20 protein-coding genes are annotated in these 21,827 nt (G+C 41.7%); 10 read left to right on the forward strand and 10 right to left on the reverse strand.

The genetic code is table 11. From position 1 onward, the window contains the following. Positions 1-326: 326 nt before the first annotated feature. On the reverse strand, positions 327-1,943 hold the full coding sequence (locus NIES592_RS11305) for a serine/threonine-protein kinase (protein WP_073555779.1): 1,617 nt from the start codon (positions 1,941-1,943) through the stop codon (positions 327-329). Positions 1,944-2,529: 586 nt separating this feature from the next. Here NIES592_RS11305 and NIES592_RS11310 point away from each other — a divergent pair. Next, positions 2,530-2,691, forward strand: a complete 162-nt coding sequence (locus NIES592_RS11310) for a metallothionein (protein ID WP_071846737.1) — start codon at positions 2,530-2,532, stop codon at positions 2,689-2,691. 64 nt (positions 2,692-2,755) lie between these two features. On the opposite strand, the gene hemL is transcribed toward NIES592_RS11310, so the two are convergent. Beyond that, positions 2,756-4,054, reverse strand: a complete 1,299-nt coding sequence (hemL, locus tag NIES592_RS11315; protein ID WP_009454135.1) for a glutamate-1-semialdehyde 2,1-aminomutase — start codon at positions 4,052-4,054, stop codon at positions 2,756-2,758. Positions 4,055-4,162: 108 nt separating this feature from the next. On the opposite strand from hemL, the gene NIES592_RS11320 reads away from it, so the two are divergent. From NIES592_RS11320 to NIES592_RS11330, 3 genes are all read left to right on the forward strand, one after another. Further along, entirely contained in the window at positions 4,163-4,351 is a 189-nt protein-coding gene (locus NIES592_RS11320; protein WP_073555780.1) for a ChaB family protein, read from the forward strand. Between the two features lie 99 nt (positions 4,352-4,450). Next, positions 4,451-5,101 (forward strand): bifunctional phosphoribosyl-AMP cyclohydrolase/phosphoribosyl-ATP diphosphatase HisIE, encoded by a 651-nt coding sequence (gene hisIE / locus NIES592_RS11325; RefSeq protein WP_062246413.1) that lies wholly within the window; start codon positions 4,451-4,453, stop codon positions 5,099-5,101. 545 nt (positions 5,102-5,646) lie between these two features. Further along, entirely contained in the window at positions 5,647-5,844 is a 198-nt protein-coding gene (locus NIES592_RS11330; protein ID WP_073555781.1) for a DUF2811 domain-containing protein, read from the forward strand. A 491-nt stretch (positions 5,845-6,335) separates the two neighbouring features. On the opposite strand, the gene NIES592_RS11335 is transcribed toward NIES592_RS11330, so the two are convergent. After that, the gene (locus NIES592_RS11335; protein ID WP_039990638.1) at positions 6,336-7,055 is read right to left on the reverse strand and encodes a response regulator transcription factor; all 720 of its coding nucleotides are present in this window, start codon (positions 7,053-7,055) and stop codon (positions 6,336-6,338) included. Positions 7,056-7,744: 689 nt separating this feature from the next. On the opposite strand from NIES592_RS11335, the gene NIES592_RS11345 reads away from it, so the two are divergent. Continuing rightward, positions 7,745-8,374, forward strand: a complete 630-nt coding sequence (locus NIES592_RS11345) for a CPP1-like family protein (RefSeq protein ID WP_062246417.1) — start codon at positions 7,745-7,747, stop codon at positions 8,372-8,374. A gap of 43 nt (positions 8,375-8,417) precedes the next feature. Here NIES592_RS11345 and NIES592_RS11350 read toward each other — a convergent pair whose 3' ends face one another. From NIES592_RS11350 to NIES592_RS11360, 3 genes are all read right to left on the reverse strand, one after another. Continuing rightward, entirely contained in the window at positions 8,418-9,122 is a 705-nt protein-coding gene (locus NIES592_RS11350; protein ID WP_073555900.1) for an HAD family hydrolase, read from the reverse strand. Between the two features lie 206 nt (positions 9,123-9,328). Then, entirely contained in the window at positions 9,329-10,405 is a 1,077-nt protein-coding gene (gene hppD, locus NIES592_RS11355) for a 4-hydroxyphenylpyruvate dioxygenase (RefSeq protein ID WP_062246420.1), read from the reverse strand. A gap of 486 nt (positions 10,406-10,891) precedes the next feature. Further along, the gene (locus NIES592_RS11360; protein WP_073555783.1) at positions 10,892-11,833 is read right to left on the reverse strand and encodes an energy-coupling factor transporter transmembrane component T family protein; all 942 of its coding nucleotides are present in this window, start codon (positions 11,831-11,833) and stop codon (positions 10,892-10,894) included. A gap of 87 nt (positions 11,834-11,920) precedes the next feature. Between NIES592_RS11360 and NIES592_RS11365 the strand changes: the two genes are divergently transcribed. Further along, positions 11,921-12,106 carry a hypothetical protein gene (locus NIES592_RS11365; protein ID WP_062244030.1) on the forward strand — a complete coding sequence of 62 codons (186 nt, stop codon included), beginning with the start codon at positions 11,921-11,923 and terminating at the stop codon, positions 12,104-12,106. Between the two features lie 2 nt (positions 12,107-12,108). Here NIES592_RS11365 and der read toward each other — a convergent pair whose 3' ends face one another. Beyond that, positions 12,109-13,470: a ribosome biogenesis GTPase Der gene (gene der, locus NIES592_RS11370; protein WP_062246424.1), complete on the reverse strand. Its 1,362-nt coding sequence runs from the start codon at positions 13,468-13,470 to the stop codon at positions 12,109-12,111. Positions 13,471-13,775: 305 nt separating this feature from the next. Between der and NIES592_RS11375 the strand changes: the two genes are divergently transcribed. Then, positions 13,776-14,381 (forward strand): class I SAM-dependent methyltransferase, encoded by a 606-nt coding sequence (locus NIES592_RS11375; protein WP_073555784.1) that lies wholly within the window; start codon positions 13,776-13,778, stop codon positions 14,379-14,381. A gap of 292 nt (positions 14,382-14,673) precedes the next feature. On the opposite strand, the gene NIES592_RS25105 is transcribed toward NIES592_RS11375, so the two are convergent. Next, the gene (locus NIES592_RS25105; protein WP_178379527.1) at positions 14,674-14,829 is read right to left on the reverse strand and encodes a hypothetical protein; all 156 of its coding nucleotides are present in this window, start codon (positions 14,827-14,829) and stop codon (positions 14,674-14,676) included. Positions 14,830-14,870: 41 nt separating this feature from the next. Between NIES592_RS25105 and NIES592_RS11380 the strand changes: the two genes are divergently transcribed. The 3 genes from NIES592_RS11380 (at position 14,871) to nadA (ending at position 18,788) form a co-directional block, all read left to right on the forward strand. Next, complete coding sequence (locus NIES592_RS11380; RefSeq protein WP_073555785.1) at positions 14,871-16,226, forward strand: histidine phosphatase family protein; 1,356 nt, start codon at positions 14,871-14,873, stop codon at positions 16,224-16,226. A gap of 10 nt (positions 16,227-16,236) precedes the next feature. Then, the gene (locus NIES592_RS11385; RefSeq protein ID WP_062246430.1) at positions 16,237-17,577 is read left to right on the forward strand and encodes a dihydroorotase; all 1,341 of its coding nucleotides are present in this window, start codon (positions 16,237-16,239) and stop codon (positions 17,575-17,577) included. Positions 17,578-17,813: 236 nt separating this feature from the next. After that, entirely contained in the window at positions 17,814-18,788 is a 975-nt protein-coding gene (nadA, locus tag NIES592_RS11390) for a quinolinate synthase NadA (protein ID WP_062250516.1), read from the forward strand. Between the two features lie 104 nt (positions 18,789-18,892). Here nadA and NIES592_RS11395 read toward each other — a convergent pair whose 3' ends face one another. Together NIES592_RS11395 and NIES592_RS11400 are read right to left on the reverse strand one after the other, a co-directional pair. Then, a complete protein-coding gene (locus tag NIES592_RS11395; RefSeq protein WP_073555901.1) occupies positions 18,893-19,759 on the reverse strand; it encodes a hypothetical protein in 867 nt (288 codons plus the stop codon). Between the two features lie 438 nt (positions 19,760-20,197). Further along, positions 20,198-21,793: a 2-isopropylmalate synthase gene (locus NIES592_RS11400; protein WP_062246432.1), complete on the reverse strand. Its 1,596-nt coding sequence runs from the start codon at positions 21,791-21,793 to the stop codon at positions 20,198-20,200. Between the last annotated feature and the right edge of the window lie 34 nt (positions 21,794-21,827).

Genomic DNA, 21,827 nt, shown 5'->3' on the forward strand with positions numbered 1-21,827 from the left:
TTGAGAAAAGATTTAGAATATTTGCTTTAGTTAGTTTAACAATAAATAATATATAGCAGTCCTATATGATTTGTGAGAATAGCAAAGCCCAGATCCCCGACTTCTTTGAGAATTTGGGTATCTTGCCTTTCACGAATGATTTAGGAATGCTATATGACAGTTTATTTAAATAATATTGATTAAACAATTGAATTTACACGAAGCAATTCCCAAGTTGTTACCAGGTTCAACCTGGTGACGAGGGTGATAACTGTTCACTTATTTACTTGCGGGCAATTCAATTTTTTAGTCCGATAATATTAATCAAACTCACGTTAACAGAGGATTTACAACAACCCTCGTCTGCCATTGGGACGTACCGTCATCCAATTCGTTTTGGCTTGTGCTAGTTGTTCTTCAGAAATTTTCGCACCAGTCAAATTAGCGCCACACAAATTAGCTCCCCGCAAGTTAGCGTTTTGCAGATAAGCATAGCTGAGATCCGCGCCTCGTAAGTCTGCTCCTTCTAAATCAGCATTATTCAAGTAAGCTTTGGTTAAATTACTATCTCTAAGATTCGCTCGATTGAGACTAGCTCTGCCAAAGTCACTATTGTGGAGATTAGCTCCTTGGAGGTTGACTCTTTGCAGTTGAGAAGAATGGAAATTTGTTTCTGATAGATTGGCACCTTGTAAGTTAAGCAGATTTAAATTGTGTAGGGCAAAATCCCGTCTCCCTTTTAGATAAGCTGCAATCAAATTTTGGCTATCTAATTGGCGCATAGCCTGAGCTTTTTGACCTTGAGAACTACCACAACTACTAGCCAAAGTCGTTGATTTTGTTGTTAGCATTCGTCGTCGTGTTTCCCCTGCATAGGTAACACCAGCAGCTTCTGCGATTTTAGCCCGTCTTGCTCGAATTGCTGCTGCTACCTGCGCCACACTCATACCAGAAACACCGGAAGGACTGCTGCTGTAAATACCAGAATCTTCTAAACGGTGAACTGTTCGTTCTTTAACACCGCCGCTTGGTTGAGAAACTAAACTTTTCGACAAACTCTCTAGATACGGTTCTAGTTCTAATGCTCTGAGTACTTCTTCAGCTGTTTGGTAGCGATTGCGTACAGAAACTTCCAGCATTTTCCGCAAAACGTCTGCTAGATGGTTACTCACATGTACGTGATGTTCCCACATAATTTCCCCTGTTGTGGGGTTATAGTCTAAATCTTTAGGAGATTTGCTAGTTAGTAGATAAATACATGTAATTCCCAAGGCATAAATATCACTGGCGTAGACTGGACGCATTGCCATTTGCTCGGGAGGGGCAAAACCAGGAGTACCAATTGCATATGCAGTTAATGCTGTGTGTTCTGATTGATTTACCACAGCTTGTCTGACTTGATTGGTAACAGCACCAAAGTCTATGAGAACTAGTCTACTATCTTGAGCACGGCGGATTATATTAGCAGGTTTGATATCGCGATGTATTACCTTGCGTTCATGTATATATTGCAGTAATGGCAGAATCTCGCTCAAAAATTGCTTCACTCCTGCTTCAGTGAATACTCCTGTATGTTTAACCTCTTGCTGTATGGTGGAACCGCTAATGTATTCCTGAACTAAATAGAATTGTTCACGCTCTTCAAAGTAATCTAGCAAGCGTGGCACTTGCGGATGATTGCCAATCTTGCCTAAAGTCACTGCTTCTCTTTCAAACAACTCCCGTGCCATTTTTAAAACGTGGGGTGCGGTTCCTGATGGACGTAATTGCTTGATTACGCAACTTGGTTCGCCTGGTAGAGCTTCATCGCTGGCTAAAAAGGTTGCTCCAAAACCACCTTGGCCTAAAGCTTTCACTATTCGGTAGCGCGAACGTAGCAGCAATCGCGAGCCACAAGACTGACACCTCTCGCTATATGCCAAGTTTTCTGGATTGGGACAGTAAGGATTTACGCAGTAGCTCATGCACTGTCAACTCGCTGCACGAAGATTCACGGGGAGTGGTACACTCACTCCGATCTCAATTATTTACATTAAAAGCTACTTTCACCAGGTTATTTTTGCTGGAAATCCTTTGAAGAGTTGCTAAAGCTAGGCTAAGCTGATGTGAAGCAATAGTAGACTTACGTAATTTTATTAAAAGCGGCGGGACGGTTTCCCGCCACTCACGAGGGGATAGTGTTTCCCGCCGCTTTGGTAATAGGTAATGGGTAACGGGTAATGGGTAATATCAAGTTCGGCTAATTGCTTACGATATTATGCTTCGCTTTTGGTCATTGGTTTTTCCCCATTACCCTTCGGGTTCGCTACTTTGCCATCTCGGCATAAGCCAAGACGGCAAGTAGTCTCACTAATTACCTATTACCAGCCTAGGCGACAGTATAAATATTCAACAGAACATGATATGATAGGTAATTTGCCCATTCCCTAAGATCAAGCATCTGTTGCATCAAGAAAATTATGTTACCAATTAAACTTTTATTAAGCAAATGTATGAATATATGTTCAGATATAGTACTATAATTGACCAGAGGACATAAAGGAGAGAGCAATGACTACCGTAACCCAAATGAAATGTGCTTGTGAATCTTGCCTATGCATCGTTTCTATTGAAGATGCGATTCAAAAAGATAATAAATACTACTGCTCTGAAGCCTGTGCTGACGGTCATCAAACCACTAAAGGCTGTGGTCACAGTGGTTGTGGCTGTTAGTTAGCTGTTATTTCTGCCTATATAAACTTCAACCCCGCCCACTAGTGGGCGGGGTTGCTATTTTTTACAGTTGAGACATGACATCCCTAGCTGCTTCTAGTGTTCTGTCAATATCTTCCTCTGTGTGGGCAAAAGAAGTGAATCCAGCTTCAAATTGTGATGGTGCCAAGTAAATACCATGCTCTAACATACCGCGATGGAAACGAGCAAATTTAGCCAAATCTGATTTTTTGGCATCTTCGTAGTTATGAACCGGACCAGCAGTAAAGAACAAACCAAACATAGCACTGATGGAACCGCCACAAGCTGGATGACCAGTTTCTTGAGCAATTTGCAACAAACCGTTTGCCAGCTTCTTGGTAATCTTATCTAAGTACTCGTAAGTACCAGATTTTTGCAGTAATTCCAGGGTCTTAATACCCGCAGTCATGGCTAAGGGATTACCAGAAAGAGTCCCTGCTTGATACATCGGGCCAGCAGGGGCGACCATTGACATGATATCGCGACGACCACCATAGGCTCCTACGGGTAAACCACCACCGATGACTTTGCCTAAGGTTGTCAGATCAGGGGTAATACCAAACTTTTCTTGGGCGCCACCGTAGGCAATACGGAAGCCTGTCATTACCTCATCGAATACCAATAAAGCACCATGTTCCTGCGTAAGTTCCCGTAAGCCTTCTAAAAATCCAGCATCAGGAGGAATGAACCCAGCATTACCTACTACTGGTTCTAGAATGATTCCAGCGATTTGGTCACGGTTTTCTTCAAATAAAGCTTTGACGGCTTCTAAATCATTGAACGGCGCAGTTAGAGTATTACTTGTTACCGATTTGGGAACACCAGGGGAGTCTGGTAAACCCAGGGTTGCAACACCGGAACCTGCTTTTACCAGAAACATATCAGCATGACCGTGGTAGCAACCTTCAAATTTGATAACTTTTTCCCGTCCGGTAAAAGCCCGCATCAATCGCAATACTGCCATACAAGCTTCCGTGCCGGAGTTAACAAATCTTACCATTTCAATGCTAGGAACAGCATCGATCACCATTTCTGCTAAGACATTTTCCAGCACACAAGGCGCACCAAAACTGGTGCCTTTTTCTAGGGCTTCATGCAGGGCTGCAATAACCTCTGGGTGAGCATGACCACAAATAGCTGGTCCCCAAGTACCTACATAGTCGATGTATTGATTACCATCTACATCCCAAATGTATGCGCCTTTAACATGATCAAAAACTATCGGTTGTCCTCCCACAGATTTAAAGGCGCGAACTGGAGAGTTTACCCCTCCTGGCATGAGGTTTTGAGCAGCAGCGAAGATTTCTTGTGATTTTGTTGTTTTAATTGTTGTATTTACCAAGGTTCTCTCCTAAACGGTGGGAAATAATAAAGGTCTGTCTTGGGATAGGCGTAAAGTCTTCTCAGAACTTATATCGTATAAAATCACCCGAACCAAGAAAATAACAATATGTTATACAAGTCCAACCAAGACTTGCCTGTGGAGATTCGCACTCGCTTGTGCGAGGCATACCAGGATATTTACCGGGCGGCTTACAATTCGGCTATTCATTGGTATGGTGAAGCTACAAAGGCTCATCAAGTCGCTTTAAGTGCTGTTAAGATGCAGTCTGCTGTGCATAAGAGTTCTGTTGTCTAAGGCTGAATAGAAAATATTTTCAGACGAACAATGCCAGTTGCTCTCTTTAGAATGGTATCGTGAACCCATGAATCATTCTCGCTTTTTTTAGCAGCTGGTATGTTTTTTTCTGCAAGCAATCCTCAACACCAAGTTATCCCTGTTGATCAAATTCGCTACGATTCCCATGGTCTTGTCCCAGCAATTGTCCAAGACTATCTAGATGGCACTGTTTTGATGATGGCGTGGATGAATCGGGAGTCATTACAAAAGACCTTAGAAACAGGGGAAACTTGGTTTTGGAGTCGTTCCCGTCAGGAGTTATGGCACAAGGGAGGAACTTCTGGTCACGTTCAGAAGGTGCAAAGTCTTCGTTACGACTGTGACAGTGATGCACTATTAATTGGAGTTGAACAGGTGGGAGATATTGCCTGCCATACTGGTGAACGTAGTTGTTTTCATCAGGTAGAAGGGAAAATCACTCCACCACCTGCTGATACTTTGTCACAATTATTTGCTGTGATTTGCGATCGCCGTGATCATCCTCAGGAAAGTTCCTACACTTGTAAACTATTGGCAGGTGGTGATAACAAGATTTTGAAAAAAATTGGCGAGGAAAGCGCAGAGGTCGTCATGGCGTTTAAGGATCATGATGACGATGCGATCGCAGCAGAAGTAGCAGATTTGTTTTACCATACCCTGGTCGCTCTTGCTCACCATCAAGTTGACTTGAAATCGGTGTATCGCAAGTTACAGGAGCGTCGTCGCTAACCAGTGAAATGATTGATCACTGATCACTAATTACGTAGTCACCTTTGGTCAGAGACCTATAACTAAAAAGTAATCACCCAAATAAATTAATCTAATCTTTTTGTAATTCTTATTATTCTATGAAATTTTCCTCACTGATTCCACAGAGTTTCCACAGGCTGTTTCCTAGTTTTCCACAGAGACTCGACGATGGTATGGGCTTCCTAACTCTTGGCTGGGGATTGTTTATTCACAACGGGTGAAGATATATAAGACTGAGTTTATGTTAAGAAATTTAAAAAAAAATGCTTAAAAGTCCTATACTTTCGTAAGTATATACTTTTCATAAACTTATTTTTAACATTTCGCAGCATTGACAACCCCACCCCCCTTTGCCGCAAAATGATGCGGCTTACCTTTTTAGTCTGCTCTGATGTCTGTGTGAAATGACCATTGACCTGACTACAGAATTATTGGACAGGCAAAGGACTACACACTCTCATCCTGTGGCTCTAACTCAAAGCAAGATTTTCTAGTCAATGAACACTGCCAAGGAGAAAAACCTCATGAAGACAACTGTCAGCATTTTTACAGAAATTCCTGAAACACTACACGAATCACTCAAAATCTACTTAGAAAAGCATCCTGATTGGGATCAAAACCGAGTCTTAACGGCAGCGCTATCGTTGTTTTTGCTCCAAAATGGGGATAGCGATCGCCGCGCTGCTCGTGTATACTTGGAAACCTTATTCCATCACTGCTAAGTAGAAATATTTTTGACTGAATGTATGCCCAGAAGCTAATTTAGTAGACAGCTTGATCATGGGTGCTTCAATAAGTAGTGCTATAGATGGATTATGCTCTTTAGGTCACATTTAACACTTAGGATCCTAAAAAAGCTAGATTTTTGTGAATAGAAGCGGCCATTGGTTTAGGGTAAGCATCAAAGCCAAAAAATCAAGCAAAGCTGTATGAAATTTCAATTAATTGCTTTAGGTAGCAAAATAACTGGCTCTTTGATTGCACCTGTGTAAGTATCTGTAAAATTCAAGTGCCAATCACCCAAATGTCGTTAAGAGTGCTTAGATGTAGCTATCTACCAAAAAGACAAATTTGATAATTGAGCGGCGGCTTCCGCCGCTCACAGCTTATACATTGTTGATTATGATGACAAATAACTACCAACTACCAACTACCAACTACCAACTAACAACCACCAACTAACAACTAACAACTAATGACTAACAACTAATGACTATTGTGGTTTGTCAGGCTGTTGAGATTGAGGAGGACATTCAAATTTGTAGCCAACACCACGTACAGTCTGAATTAATGCTGGTTGGCTAGCATCAGCTTCTATTTTCTTGCGAATTTGACCTATGTGTACATCCACAACCCGTTGGTCGCCGACGTATTCATAATCCCACACTTCCTGGATTAGTTCAGCTCTTCGCCAAACTCGACCCGGATGGCTAGCCAAAAAATGTAATAAGTCAAACTCTAAGGCGGTTAAAGGTACTGGTTCATGGTTGAGCGTCACCTCTCGCCGCACCGGGTCAATCATCAACTTTTCAAAGATGAGGCGTTTTTGTTCTGCTGTGGTTACAACCCTCTGACGTCGCAAAATAGCTGCAACTCTGACTTCCAATTCTCCCAGACCAAATGGCTTGGTGAGATAGTCATCAGCACCTTTAGAAAAGCCGCGAATCTTGTCAGCTTCATCTGCACGGCTAGTTAACATCAGAACAAAAACACCATTGCGGCTTTGCATTTCTTGGCAGAGGTTAAAGCCGATTACGTCTGGTAAATTAACATCCAAAATGACCAAATCTGGATTAAATTGCTCAAACAGAGCTAGAGCAGTTTTACCATCTTCAGCAGCCTCCACCTGATAGTTCTGCTTCATCAAAAAGCGTTGGATTAAATTCCGAACCGCAGGGTCGTCATCAACTACAAGAATCTTGGCGGGAGCCATGACCATCACTTTGCACAAAAAGTTAATTAGGATAAACAACAGGTTGCGTTAAAAACGCATTACCTGCTTAGGAGAAAATTAAATCTACAAGGTTAAGGCATAAATTTCCTGATAATCCAAATATTTAGTTTAATCAGGATTTTCGACAACTAGAGTGCGAATATTATCATAATGCCACCCTGAAGTGTTTTAGGCTAATAGTTGTTAACCTTGCTTTATAGTTAAGTAGATGCTCTCACTTCAGCCACAAACCTAAGTCAAGTAAGATACTTTTGTATCGCACTTACTTAGTAATTTCAACGCTATTAATTTTAAATCTATATGCGGCTTTATGACACATGGGAATGTAAGGCTTTCTGTTTAAAACTTTATCAAGGTACGGTCAACAAACAAATTTTAAATATAAAAGGTATTTCTTTCATAAAAGAAAGGCTTTTAGGTATTTTTAACTCAAATTCTAGAGTAGAGCTTGAAATTATGAACGACATGAGGGGATACACGGAGTTATGGCAATATGTTAAAGTGTCTATAGTTAAAACTGCCAGGTCGATTCTGCTTACCCATGCTACTATCCAGGTATGATATATAAATCGACCGAAACATTGGTTTCGACTGACACAAAATCTCGAGTTATTTTTTCTGCAAATTTAAAGACTGCTGCCGAGTAAGGCTAAAGTAATAAACTCACCATGAGCGAGCAAAGTCCCTACGAAAAACTTGGGGTATCTGAAGAAGCTAGCTTCGATGAAATTCAAGATGTTCGTAATCGCCTCTTGCAGCAATATAGCGGCGATAGCAAGCGTGTAGAAGTCATCGAAGCAGCTTACGATGCGATTTTGATGGATCGCTTGCGGATGCGCCAAGAAGGAAAGATTAAAGTCCCAGAACGTATCCGATTTCCAGAACGCCTTGTACAAGCACCACCTAAAGACACTCCTGTCTCTCGCGAACAGTCACCTACCTGGCTGCAAAAATTTCTAGATAAACCAACACCAACCGATGTGCTTTTACCTGGTATTTGGTATCTGGGTTTAAGTGCGATCAGCGTATTTTATCCAGGTGGCGGCGATCAAGTTTTATCGATGGCGTTAGTAGTTGGCGTAGGTATTAGCATTTACTTCATCAATCGCAAGGAAGGTAAGTTTGGTCGAGCAGTTTTATTTATCCTATTTGGTTTAATCACAGGTTTAATTGCCGGAGGAATGATTGCTGGTTGGGCAATACCACAAATACAGCAATTTGTGAGTCTGACACCAAATCAGTTTTCTACGGTATTGACTTTTGTATTATTGTGGTTGATTAGTAGTTTCCTTAAGTAATAGGTAATAGGTAATTGGTAAGAGCGCCCATTACCATTACCTATTACCAGGTTCCAGTGAGTTGTAACGCTTGCTCTAAAACTAAATCAACAGCTACCCTGAAATCCTTAACAATAAAATCTGGCTGATAAAGTTTTAACTGCGAGCGATCGCGAATACCACTTTCCACAGCGATCGCTTTTATACCGTGCTTTTTGGCAGCAGTAATATCCGCTTCTGTGTCTCCTACCATCCATGTATCTGTAGCAGCTGGTAGTTCTTTTAATGCTCGTGTCATTAATAAGGGTTTATCATCAATGTCACGGGTTTTTACATAGTCATTACTCAAACAATAACAGCGATTATCGGGGAAAAACTTACCTAAATCATACTGTTTGAAAGCATAATCTAGCTCCCAAACTCGGCGCATAGTCATAACCGCTAAATCAACGCCAGCTTGTTGAATTTTTAACAGCGCATCCACAGCACCAGCTGCTAAGCAATCATACTGGAAATAAGGTTCTGTATGTACTGTTTTGCGACGCAGGCTAGAAAACTCTTGTGCTTGTAACTCATCTAAACCAGAAATTATAGCGATTTGTGTTTCTGGCACACGTTCACGCTTCATTTGCCAAAATTCTGCTTTAGAAAGTTCTTGCACTTTTTGACCCGGACGGCGGATCTCCTCTAGGCAGAACTGATATACGCGGTAATATCGTTCTGAGACATCCATAATTGGGCCGTCGAAGTCTGTAATAAGCCTTAACATTTTTTTGAAAAACAACATTAAAATTTACCTTCAGACTAGCCCAGATGCAGTGGTGTTTGAGTTTTAAATATTTGATGAATGTGTTTAGAATTACTAATCAGATGGTTGTTGGTTATTGATTGTTAGTAGTTAGTGGTTAGTGGTTGGTTAGTAGGAGCCACAGTGAGTAATAGAATTTGATAACTGATAACTGAACTACACTTCCCCTACTCCTTAGGTTCTAACAAGCTACCCCGTTTAATTTGTTCTCGTTCGATCGCTTCAAATAAAGCTTGAAAATTGCCTTCACCGAAACCTTGAGCTTGGCGACGGCGTTCTATAAATTCAAAGAAAAAAGTGGGTTGTCCAAATATAGGCTGGGTGAAAATTTGCAGTAGTAAAGCATCGGGAGTCTTTTGGTTCCAGTCCACCAAAATTTCTTGTTGAGCGATCGCTTCTAGTTCTGCACTAGAAAGGGGAAACTCTAGACGTTCTTTAAGCTGTGAGTAATAGCTTTGGGGAACTGGGAGCAAAGATAAACCACAAGCACGAAATTGAGCGATCGCACTTACAATATTTGCAGTTCGTAAAGCAATATGTTGAATTCCTGGGCCTCGATTAACATTGAGAAATTCCTGAATTTGGGAATTAGCTGAAGCAGGTTCATTAATCGGAAATTGGACATCACCGTGGCGAGAAACCATCACTTGGCTGTACAGAGACGAGTAATCGGTTTGAATTTTAAATGTCTGCTGGGGTTGAAAATCCAGAATTTTTTCATACCAAGTCACTGCACGCTCAAGATCACCCACTGCAACATTGAGGACAATGTGATCTATGGCGGTGATAGGGTGGTGGCTTGAAATCTTCTCCCTATCTTCCCATTGTTCTATCAAAGTATGTGTCAGAGAACCCCAAGCAGCTATTTTGCTCCACTTAATGTATCTGTCTCCTTGTTGATAGTGTTGGATGGGTTGTAAGACTTTAGCACCGTATGCTTGAGCGCGAGCGATCACAGCTTCTACATCTTCAATGACAAAAGCAACATCTGCTACACCGGGGGGATGCTGATGCAGAAAATCTGTCACTGGACTGATGGGTAAAAGTGGTGAAGATAACAAAAAGCAAACTGAACCACTTTTGACTGCTTCTGTACAAGTGTGAAAACAACTTCCGTTGTTTGTATTTATAAAGGGGGTTAAAAGTGCCGAACTTTCAACCACCTGAAAACCAAGATGACTGACAAACCAATCACGCCAAGCTTTGGCATCTTCCACGTAAAAGTGAACCCAATTAATTTTCATAAGCTAGGAGAATCCAGCACGACAGCCTATCTGTCTCGTTATTTTGCCTTTTTTGCTGGATTTTCTGGTCATTCCTAAGCAAGATTATTTGTCATTGGTCAATTGTCAATTCTCAATTGTCATTGGTTAGTGGGTAGAGACGCGATTCATCGCATCTCTACATTAGTAGTTAGTAGTTATTCCCCACTCCTCACACTCCACCCTTACGGGAAGCCGCTACGCGTCTACACACTCCACCCTTACGGGAAGCCCTCCGGGTACTCTTCGAGAAGCCAGGCTTCGCCCGTCTACGGGGGTTCGCAATCGTGACGGGAAGCGGAGCCAGTGCGGTGGTGAGACAGCGCGGTCTTGGGGGTTTCCCCCATGAGCGACTGTCGAAAGGGTCTCCCGGCATAAAGCACCTGGCGTCCAAGACTGCGACCCCCTCACCGCTACCGCGTCTACACACCCCTCACACTCCCCACCACCCCATCTCTACTACTTCCACTAAACCTCATTACCTATCGCCAGCCGCACTCCCCAAAACAGAATTAAAGTTGCGATCGCTAGCCAGTCGCGTCTTTTGAGGCGTAAGTCGTGCCATTGGACTCGATGTTCATTAGGACTAGTAAAACCTCTGACCATCATGGCGTTTGCCATTTGTTCTGCCCTCAGTAGCAGGTTCTGCAAAAGTCTCTCTGCTACAAGCATCCAAACTTTAACTGCTCCTTTTAATCCTAATTTTTTCCAATTGATAGCTCTTGTCATGATCGAGCGAATTAAATTCTGTACTTCTTCTAGGACTAAAGGTATAAACCGTAACGATAAAGTCAACATTAATGTGATTTCAGTGACAGGTATATTAAACCTTTGTAGTGGTTGCATCAAGCTTTCAAGTGCAGCTGTGATTTCTTCTGCTGCGGTTGTCAGTAAGTATAAATTAGTACTATAAATAACAGTAAATAATATCGTACTTAGGCTAATTGCTAAATCCAAAGAACGACGGGTTACTTTAATTGCCCCTTTTTCAAATAGTACGTAACTATATTTCTGCTGATCGTGAGTAGGTGAAGTTTCAATAGTTGGAGTTGGAGTAGTAGAAGTAGCAAGATTTGATGCTTCGGTTGAGATAAAATCGTTTTCCGGTAGGCGGGGTTGATAGCTTATACCCAAACCATCAGGGCTAATAGCAGCAATCACTAACACAAAAAAGCATAGCATTAATAACCAACCCATCTGCTGCTGCCAAACTCGCTTGGGAATTCTGGCGATTAAGGTAGCAATAATTAACAATACAACCAGTAAAACCCGCCACAAGTTGTTAGCAAAAATGTAGGTAGTTAGAAAGCTCATTAACCAGATAAACTTGATACGCGGATCAAGTTTGTGTAACCAAGTTTGTGGTTGTTCTAGATAAAGACCTATTGGTAGCGATCGCAGTAAATCCATTGTGAAATTATGAATGATGAGTGATGAATTATGAATTGCTGAATTGAGAATTCATAATTCAGAATTCACGCCTGATGTGAATTGAATATGGAGACGCAATATTCCTTGCGCCTGGTAAAAAACGTTTTTTTAGAAATCGACCACCGATACACACCGATAAACACAGATAACACAGATGGATCTTTCATGGGTGGTTGGGTGGTCATTGGTTTGTTGAGTATTTCCCATGATCTATTAGCGCCTTTGTTAATTCACATTAGACGTAATTCATAATTTTATACGCGGGCAGCTCTGTTGTTATTAACATTTTCCACATCTCGAGCTTTTTTACTCCGCCAGATCAATCGGATTGGAGTACCCTTAAATCCCAGTTGTTGCCGGAATTGTCGCTCGATATAGCGACGGTAGTTATCGTTAAAACGTTTAGCATCATTGACAAACAATGCTATTGTAGGTGGCTGAGTGCTAACTTGCGTACCGTAATAAATTTTGCCCTGTTTGCCACTGCGACTGACTGGTGGGGAATGCCAGCGAACTGCTTCTTCGAGAACTTCGTTGATGACTGAGGTACTGACGCGGCGCTTGTGTTCCTCAGCTGCCTGGTTTACTAATTCCAATATCTTCTCTACCCTTTGTCCAGTCAAAGCACTGACAAAGATAGTTTCTGACCACTCAGTAAAATGTAGCCTTTCTTGTAAATGTTTTTCGTAATCGTAGATGGTGTAAGAGTCTTTGTCTACCGCATCCCACTTATTCACCACAACAACACAAGCCCGACCTTCTTCGATTACCCGTCCGGCTAACTTTTGGTCTTGTTCGGTGACACCATCAATAGCATCGATGACCAATAAAACGACATCGGCGCGACGAATTGCTTTAAAAGCCCGATTGATACTAAAAAATTCCGGACCGTATTCTACGTTTTTCTTTTTGCGAATTCCGGCGGTGTCGATCAAACGATAGGTTTGTCCGTTACGTTCAATCTCAGTATCAATTGCATCACGAGTAGTACCGGAAATTGGGCTAACAATTGCTCTTTCTTCACCAACAAAAGCATTCAATAAACTGGATTTGCCTACATTTGGGCGTCCGACAATTGCAATTTTGATTTCATTGATATCTGGAAGATCCTGGACTGGCTGTAAATAATTGATCAACTTATCTAATAAATCTCCCGTACCACTACCATGAATAGCAGAGACAGGGAAAGGTTCACCTAACCCTAAATTCCAGAATTCGGCAGCTTGGATTAAACCTTGTTCTGGAGATTCACATTTATTCACAGCCAACAGTACGGGTACGGGTTGTTGTCGCAACCATGTAGCGATTTCTTCGTCAGCGGCTGTTGGACCAGTGTGACCATCAACTACAAAAATAGCTGCACTGGCTTCCGCAAGGGCTGCCATAGCTTGTTGACGAATTAGTGGTAAAAATTCAGTATCATCATTAAAAACTAAACCACCAGTATCGACAACCATAAATTCACGATCGCGCCAAAAGGCGGGTAAGTAAGTGCGATCGCGTGTTACTCCTGGTTCGTCATAAACAATAGCAGATTGCTCCCCTGCCAAACGATTAACAAGAGTCGATTTGCCCACATTTGGGCGACCAATAATAGCTACGATAGGAAGTCTCATAAGCTGATGCAGAATACTGCAAATCTTTATTGTAGCGATTAGAGCTGAGCTTTTTGTCTGTTTACTATTTAATTAGTAGAAATAAAAGTCTGCAAAGCGATAATATATCTGTGTACCCTCCGGTAAGTCGTCCTTGGGGCGTCTACTTTAACCAAAAATAATTAGACAATTGCTAAAAATCTGATGTTGCTTGTTCAATTCACATTAGACTTAAATTATATTTTTAATAATTAATTTTTCATCAGTTCAACGTTGCCAAATTTATTACCAACTGCTAAAAAAATTTTTCGTGCTATTTAAGAAAAATGATTCAACAGCGGGAATTTCCTGATTGGAATAATTTGTATCAAGAACGTCAAGTGGAAACGATGCCTTGGTACAATCCAGATATAGATGCTGACCTTGAGCAAGCTTTAATTGAGTTGAAGATTGATTCTGGGACAGTATTGGATCTTGGAACTGGGCCAGGTACACAGGCGATCGCATTAGCGAAAAAAGGTTTTTGGGTGACTGGGAGTGATATTTCTGAAGCTGCTATCACTCAGGCTGACAGTAAGGCTAAGGAAGAAGGTTTAGATATTAGTTTTATACAGGATGATATTTTTAAGAGTCGTTTGGATCAAGAGTTTGATTTTGTATTTGATAGAGGCTGTTTTCATGTATTTCATCCTGATTTAAGACAAGATTATGTTCGGATTGTACATAGTTTGATTAAGCCCAAAGGTTACTTGTTTGTGAAATGCTTTAGCCATTTGGAAACAAGGGAAGGAGGCCCTTATCGATTTACACCGGAAGAAATTAAGCAAATTTTTGGCGATCGCTTCCATGTAATATCTATTCATGAAACGGTTTATCAAGGTACTCTCGACCCATTGCCCAAAGCATTATTTAGTATTTTGCAAAGACTTTAAATCTCTCTATGCTTGCTGTACAAGGAAAATTCCGTTTTTGTTTCATTGGTAAGGCGGAGGCATTGGTGACGGAAAAAGGAACCACAGAGGACGCAGAGGACACAGAGAAATAAAAGTTTGAGAGGTTTTTGTGTAAGTTCTAATATTCTGTCTTGAAAATAGGGATTGTGCGGATCAACTTAACAGCCAACCCATAATCCATCTGCGTGAATCGGTGTACCTTGCGGGAAGCTACTTGCGCGTCTACATCTGTATTCGATTCAATTTTTCATTCCCTCATGTGATCGCTTCTTCACCCAGTTTCTACCAATTCTTGCTCAAATCGCCCCATTAACTCTACAAGCGCTTCCCGACTCGGCGTTTGTCCATCTTTGAAATATGTAAAAGTGCGATCGCTTTGGAGTAACCATAACTGCCAAAATCTTGTAAAGAGAATATTTTGGAACACTTTGCAGTAGAATTAGTCCTTTAGAGAGAGGAGGGCAAAAAGTGACTCGGGTCATCATCGTGCGCCACGGTCAAAGCACATATAACACTGAAAAACGTATTCAAGGGCGCACCGATGCGTCTAAATTAACTGAAAAAGGTTGTGACGATGCCAGTTTAGTCGGCAAAGCCCTCAGCAATATTTCATTCAATGCTATTTATAGTAGTCCTCTACAGCGAGCCAAACAAACAGCACAGATCATCTGGCGATCGCAAGAAAACAATTCTGCACAGTCTGTTGTTCCTCAAACTTCTGATCTGCTGCTAGAGATTGACTTACCTTTGTGGGAGAAAATGCTTGTAGCAGAAGTTAAGCAGAAGTTTCCTGAAGATTACCGCATTTGGAAACAGTCGCCCCATCAATTCCAGATGCTTGTTCCAAACAGTGAGGGAGATAGCCGAGAACATTATCCTGTCTTAGCTTTGTACGAACAAGCACGGCAATTTTGGCAAGAAATTCTGCCCCGCCATCCGGGGCAAACGATCTTAATAGTAGGACATAACGGCATTAATCGAGCATTAATCAGCACAGCACTGAGAATTTCTCCATCTCGCTATCATTCCATCCAGCAATCTAACTGCGGCGTCAGTGTGCTTAATTTTGCGGGTAATTTAGGAGATGCAGTTCAGCTAGAATCCATGAACCAAACGCAACACTTAGGAGATATTCTCCCCTCTATGCGACCAAACCATCATGGTGTACGTTTATTGCTAATCCGTCACGGCGAAACCGAGTGGAATCGCCAAGGTAAATTTCAAGGTCAAATTGATGTTCCTCTCAACGAAAATGGTAGACTACAGGCACAAAAAGCTGCCGCATTTCTCAAAGATGTGAAACTTGATTTTGCCGTTAGCAGTCCGATGCTACGTCCCAAGGAAACAGCTGAAATTATCTTACAGAACCACAACAGTATCAAGTTAGAATTGCAAGATGGTTTTAGAGAAATTAGCCACGGACTTTGGGAAGGAAAATTAGAATCGGAAATTGAACAAGAATTTCCGGGAGAGTTAGAACGTTGGCGAACAGTACCAGCCCAAGTACAAATGCCCGCAGGGGAAAATTTGCAACAGGTATGGGAACGCAGCGTCGCAACTTGGCAATCAGTTGTAGAAGCAGCATTGGCAAATCAACTCCAAACCGGTATGGTTGTTGCTCATGATGCTACTAACAAAACTCTGCTTTGCCATATTCTAGGTTTATCACCAGATAATTTCTGGAATTTCCGTCAGGGTAATGGCGCAGTCAGCGTTATAGATTACCCTTCAGGATTGAATGGTGTACCAGTGTTGCAAGCAATGAATATTACCACTCATTTGGGTGGAGGGGTGCTAGATAAAACCGCAGCAGGGGCTTTGTAAGAGTTATGCTATGACAAGTGAATTATTACAACAAGTACGGATTATTGACCCGGTTTCTGGTACTGACCAAGTAGCTGATGTGCTGATGGAGGATGGTTATATCCAATCAGTAAACAATAATATTTCTGATGTGCCACAAGACACTTACGTCCAAGATTGTAGTGGATTAGTCTTAGGAACAGGGTTGATAGATTTGTATAGCCATTCCGGAGAACCGGGATTTGAAGAACGGGAAACCCTTTGTTCTCTACTAAAAGCAGCGGCGGCTGGTGGCTTCACAAGAATTAGCATCTTACCCGACACATCCCCGGTTGTAGATAATCCGGCGGTAGTAGCGCAGTTTTGGGAAAAGATGCGGGAGCAAGGAGGAAAAAAGGGACACGGGGGACAAGGAAGCAATTTTTCTCCCTTATCTCCCCTGTCTCCCTTGTCTCCCTTGTCTCCTACTCCCCCCCATCTCAACATCTGGGGCGCAATCACCCTTGATGTTGCTGGTAAGCAAATGACGGAGTTCGCCGATTTAGCGGTGGCGGGGGTAGTCGGTTTTGCTGATGGTCAGCCTTTGGAAAATACGGCACTGGTACGGCGCGTGTTAGAGTATCTCCAGCCCTTGGGAAAGCCTGTGGCGCTGTGGTGTTGTGATCGCCAACTCAAGTCTAATGGAGTCATGCGCGAAGGCCCAGACTCGCTCCGCTTTGGCTTGCCAGGGAATCCTGCTACTTCTGAAACCTCTGCGATCGCTGCTTTAATAGAATTGGTAGCTGCTACGGAGACGCCTGTACACATTATGCGCGTTTCCACAGCCCGCAGCGTCGAACTAATCGCATCGGCAAAAAGTCAAGGCTTACCGATCACCGCTAGCACCACTTGGATGCATGTTTTACTTGACACAGAATCACTTAAAAGCTATAATCCAAATTTAAATTTAGATCCGCCCTTGGGTAATCCGAGTGATTTGTTAGCATTGCGGCAAGCAGTACGAACAGGTATTGTAGATGCGATCGCTATTGACCACGCTCCCTATACCTACGAAGAAAAAACTGTAGCATTTGCCGAAGCACCACCGGGGGCAATAGGTTTAGAGTTAGCGCTACCTTTGTTATGGCAACATTTGGTAGAAACTGGTGAATTTAGCGCCCTACAATTGTGGCAAGCATTGAGTAGCCGTCCGGCGGAGTGTTTAAAACAGAATTTGAGTGCGATCGCTCCTGGTCAAAAGGCAGAATTAACACTATTTGATCCGCAGCAAAGCTGGAAAGTTGACAGACAAAATCTTCGTACCCTCTCACAGAATACGCCTTGGTTGGGACAACAGTTGACGGGTAGGGTAGTGAAAATTTGGATACCTTAGTTGTAGCTTGGCATAAAATCATAGTGTTTTGAAACGCAGAGGAGCGCAAAGGTTGCACAGAGGAGCGCAGAGCGTTTTTAAGTTTTATTAGTGACGAATTTTGGTGATGTTGTAACTAGTAAACAGTACCTTTTTATTTGGAGGGTAGCGGCAGTTATCCTCCTTCCATTTTTGGTAAAAACTACTATAATTACTTAGACAAGACAACAATTCGTAAAATCAAGCTACGCCTAACTGTGTTTACAACTGCACTTATTCAACGAGATCAAGCCCAACCGGGTGCATTACCACTAGATTTATTTGCAGCGATCGAGACTTTAAAAAAACAATTGAATGCGGTAATCCTGGCTCATTATTATCAAGAGCCAGATATTCAAGATATTGCAGACTTTATTGGCGATTCTCTACAACTTTCTAAAGCAGCAGCTGATACTAATGCTGATGTGATTGTCTTCGCTGGCGTTCACTTCATGGCTGAAACAGCCAAGATTCTCAATCCCGATAAAATAGTGCTGTTACCAGATGTGAATGCTGGCTGTTCTTTAGCAGATACCTGTCCGCCAAAAGAGTTTGCAGAATTTAAAGCAGCCCATCCCGGACATTTAGTAGTTTCTTATATCAATTGCTCTGCCGAAATTAAGGCGATGAGCGATATTATTTGTACCAGTTCCAACGCTGTCAAAATTGTGCAGCAGATACCCGAAGATGTGCCGATAATTTTTGCTCCAGATCGGAATTTGGGACGGTATGTGATGGAACAGACTGGGCGAGATATGGTGTTATGGCAAGGTAGCTGTATTGTCCATGAGACTTTTTCAGAAAAGAAAATCGTCCAGTTGAAAATAGCACATCCAGAAGCAGAAGCGATCGCTCACCCAGAATGTGAACCTGCTGTTTTGCGTCACGCTAGTTTCATCGGTTCTACAGCCGCTTTACTTAAATATTGTCAACAAAGTCCAACTCAAGAATTTATTGTGGCTACAGAACCGGGAATTATTCATCAGATGCAGAAAGCTGCACCATCAAAACATTTTATTCCTGCGCCACCAATCAATAATTGCAACTGCAATGAGTGTCCATTTATGCGGTTGAATACTTTGGAAAAATTGTATTTGGCCATGAAAAATCGTGCCCCGGAAATCAGGATGTCTGAAGAGATACGCCTAGCGGCGTTGCGTCCAATTCAACGGATGTTGGAGATGAGTGTTTAGTTAAGTTTGGTTGGTAGAGATGCGGTTTTGTTGTCGCATCTCTATTTTTTAAGTTAGCCATTCACGAGAAAATCTCACAACCAAACATGAAAATATGACTCTTCCTACATCCCTACATCCTTACTCTTCTCCGCTTCTTTCTGCGCCGCTTCACTATATTTCTTATATAATTTAGTCCGAATTTGTGCTTCTTGATAACGACTGTGACTGGGTGAGACATTAGCCATTAAATCGGAAGCTCTTTGCCAGTTGGCTGCTATTTCTAACCATTGAGTTGAAGTTTTAGCTATTTTCCCTGCGTCGGAAGCTTGGTTAGCAATCCTTACTGCTATTGTAAATGAGTCTTCTGAATTTGAAGATTTTGCTGTTGGGGTGAGAGAACTTGTTGTTTCTGGTAGCCAGGGATTTTGTAATTTACCATTTAACACTGCATAAATAATCGAGCTTAATAAGAGTAACAATAAACTTAAACTTAAAGAAAATAATCTCCAGTTCCAAGCATAATTTTTGGATTTATTATTAATTGGTATTGGTTTAGATAATTGAGTTTTACTTAAGTGTATTTTTCCTGCTTCAGTTTTTTGCTCTTGGTAATTCTTAATTAATTTTTGGAAAATATTAGGCTGTTCTAATATGATTTCTTCTGACCATAGCAATTGGTTTTCTGGATCACGGATAATTTCTTCTAACCATAACAATTGCTGTTCCTGGACTATGCGACTGTTGATATTAACTTTACGAAGATTACGAGGTTGGATTGATTCGAGAATTTGCTGAATTTGCTTCACTAAAGTTGATTGCTCTAGTTTATCTAGCGTGGAAGCCTCACACAAAATTTGTAATACACCATCATGATAAATTGCTCTGGTTCTCACACCAGAATTGGCTAATCTTTCATTTAACACTTGAATAATTGCAGCAACGCTACCCTGACGTGCTTGCCAAGCAATATCATTGACTCTGTTTACCATCATTTGGGGAAAGTGCGATCGCTTTTCAGCCGAAATTATTAATCGAAAAATCAGTGAAATACATTCAGGCTTGTGTTGGATGCAACCAAGCCTGTACTTGATTGTATGGGTAAAAACACCAGCTTGCCAAATCTGTTTTGAAAATAGCTGTGAGGGTGTAGGGGTGTGAGGAGTGTGTAGACGCGTACCGGTGAGCCAGAAATCAAGTTCAATGACAAGGTGCAGGTTTTCAAAGTCAGTGGAGACAACAGTGCGATCGCTCATTGCTATCGGGAAATGCAGTTTACAACCAAAGCGGGCTGATCGCAACTGCTAGAGCGTCTAGGTATCAGTTATAAGCCAGGGCGATACCCAGATCGTTTCTATATTGCTGAACTTCCATCAGTAAACTGATATTGTTTATGGGACCTCTAGTCCTCACTACAATCTTAGTATTTTCTAAGCAGTGACTTCTTCTTGCTTGGGTTGATTTTGCAGCCAAGCATATAGTCTATTCAACGCGTTAACGTACGCCTGCGCCGATGCCACTATAATATCTGTATTTGCTGCATGACCAGAAAAGACTCTATCTTGATAGCGCAGACGGATTGTCACTTCCCCGATAGCATCAATTCCAGCTGTGACTGACTGTACAGAAAATTCTATTAATTGGTTGGGTACATTTATAACACGGTTAATAGCTTTGTAAACTGCATCTACAGGGCCTGTACCAATCGCAGCATCAATTAATTCATCACCTTCTGGGTTACGTAGGGTGACTGTGGCGGTGGGTTTGGCCTTGCTACCACAGGAAACTTGTACCAACTCTAATTTAAACAAATCAGGAGCTTGTTGGATTTCATCATTAACTATAGCTTCCAAATCCCAATCTGTAATTTCTTTCTTTTTATCTGCTACTTCTTTGAATCTGACGAATGCTTTATTTAATTCTGTTTCTGTTGGTTCATAACCCAATTCTCGCAAGCGTGTACGGAAAGCATTTCTACCAGAATGCTTACCCAATACAATTTGATTTTCTGTCAAACCAATTAATTGGGCATCCATAATTTCATAGGTGAGCTTGTTTTTCAAGACACCATCTTGATGAATTCCTGATTCGTGAGCAAAGGCATTTGCACCCACAATTGCTTTGTTTGGTTGCACCAGCATTCCTGTTAAATTAGAAACCATGCGTGAGGTTCTATATATCTGCTTGGTGTCGATATTTGTGAGTGGTTCTTCAGATTCTGCTGGGCGTCCCAAGAAGGGATTAAAATATTGCCGCCGCACATGCAATGCCATGACTAATTCTTCTAGGGCTGCATTTCCGGCTCTTTCCCCAATGCCATTAATGGTACATTCTAACTGTCTCGCACCATTTTTGACTGCTTCTAAAAAGTTAGCAACGGCTAAACCTAAATCATTATGTCCGTGAACAGAAATAATTGCTTGGTCAATATTAGGAACGTTTTCTTTAATTCCTTTGATCAATGCTCCAAATTCTGTTGGAGTTGTGTAACCAACAGTATCAGGAATATTAACTGTTGTCGCCCCAGCTGCGATCACTTTTTCTAAAACTTCATAGAGAAATTCTGGATCAGAACGTCCCGCATCTTCAGGAGAAAATTCTATATCATCAGTAAAACTTTTTGCATAAGCAACCATTTCTTCTGCGATCGCTAACACCTCTTGCCTACTTTTTCTTAGTTTGTATTTGAGGTGAATATCAGAAGTAGCTATAAAAGTGTGAATTCTCTTTTTTGCAGCTGGTTCTATGGCTTGGGCAGCAGCTTTAATATCTTCTTGTATTGCTCTTGCTAAACTACAAATTACAGGCCCATTTTCTGTCCCTACAATTTGAGCAATTTTATTAACTGCTTCAAAATCTCCAGGACTTGCAAAGGCAAAACCAGCTTCAATTACATCTACACCCAAGCGCGCTAGTTGCTTAGCAATAGCAAGCTTTTCATCAATATTCAAAGTTGCACCCGGGCATTGTTCGCCATCTCTAAGCGTGGTGTCAAAGATAATAATTTTTTCTGGTTGAGTTTTCATTGGCTGTTTGTTGTTTAGTGTTTACTTGAGGTTT

It is taken from the genome of Fischerella major NIES-592, from assembly GCF_001904645.1.
Classification (GTDB): Bacteria; Cyanobacteriota; Cyanobacteriia; order Cyanobacteriales; family Nostocaceae; genus Fischerella; species Fischerella thermalis.

Excerpts from the sequence above, each read along its gene's own strand:
- NIES592_RS11305 (WP_073555779.1), bottom strand. The coding sequence starts at position 1,943 with ATGAGCTACTGCGTAAATCCTTACTGTCCCAATCCAGAAAACTTGGCA.
- NIES592_RS11310 (WP_071846737.1), top strand. The coding sequence starts at position 2,530 with ATGACTACCGTAACCCAAATGAAATGTGCTTGTGAATCTTGCCTATGC.
- NIES592_RS11320 (WP_073555780.1), top strand. The coding sequence starts at position 4,163 with ATGTTATACAAGTCCAACCAAGACTTGCCTGTGGAGATTCGCACTCGC.
- hisIE (WP_062246413.1), top strand. The coding sequence starts at position 4,451 with ATGTTTTTTTCTGCAAGCAATCCTCAACACCAAGTTATCCCTGTTGAT.
- NIES592_RS11330 (WP_073555781.1), top strand. The coding sequence starts at position 5,647 with ATGAAGACAACTGTCAGCATTTTTACAGAAATTCCTGAAACACTACAC.
- NIES592_RS11335 (WP_039990638.1), bottom strand. The coding sequence starts at position 7,055 with ATGGCTCCCGCCAAGATTCTTGTAGTTGATGACGACCCTGCGGTTCGG.
- NIES592_RS11345 (WP_062246417.1), top strand. The coding sequence starts at position 7,745 with ATGAGCGAGCAAAGTCCCTACGAAAAACTTGGGGTATCTGAAGAAGCT.
- NIES592_RS11350 (WP_073555900.1), bottom strand. The coding sequence starts at position 9,122 with ATGTTAAGGCTTATTACAGACTTCGACGGCCCAATTATGGATGTCTCA.
- hppD (WP_062246420.1), bottom strand. The coding sequence starts at position 10,405 with ATGAAAATTAATTGGGTTCACTTTTACGTGGAAGATGCCAAAGCTTGG.
- NIES592_RS11360 (WP_073555783.1), bottom strand. The coding sequence starts at position 11,833 with ATGGATTTACTGCGATCGCTACCAATAGGTCTTTATCTAGAACAACCA.
- NIES592_RS11365 (WP_062244030.1), top strand. The coding sequence starts at position 11,921 with ATGGAGACGCAATATTCCTTGCGCCTGGTAAAAAACGTTTTTTTAGAA.
- der (WP_062246424.1), bottom strand. The coding sequence starts at position 13,470 with ATGAGACTTCCTATCGTAGCTATTATTGGTCGCCCAAATGTGGGCAAA.
- NIES592_RS11375 (WP_073555784.1), top strand. The coding sequence starts at position 13,776 with ATGATTCAACAGCGGGAATTTCCTGATTGGAATAATTTGTATCAAGAA.
- NIES592_RS11385 (WP_062246430.1), top strand. The coding sequence starts at position 16,237 with ATGACAAGTGAATTATTACAACAAGTACGGATTATTGACCCGGTTTCT.
- NIES592_RS11395 (WP_073555901.1), bottom strand. The coding sequence starts at position 19,759 with ATGGTAAACAGAGTCAATGATATTGCTTGGCAAGCACGTCAGGGTAGC.
- NIES592_RS11400 (WP_062246432.1), bottom strand. The coding sequence starts at position 21,793 with ATGAAAACTCAACCAGAAAAAATTATTATCTTTGACACCACGCTTAGA.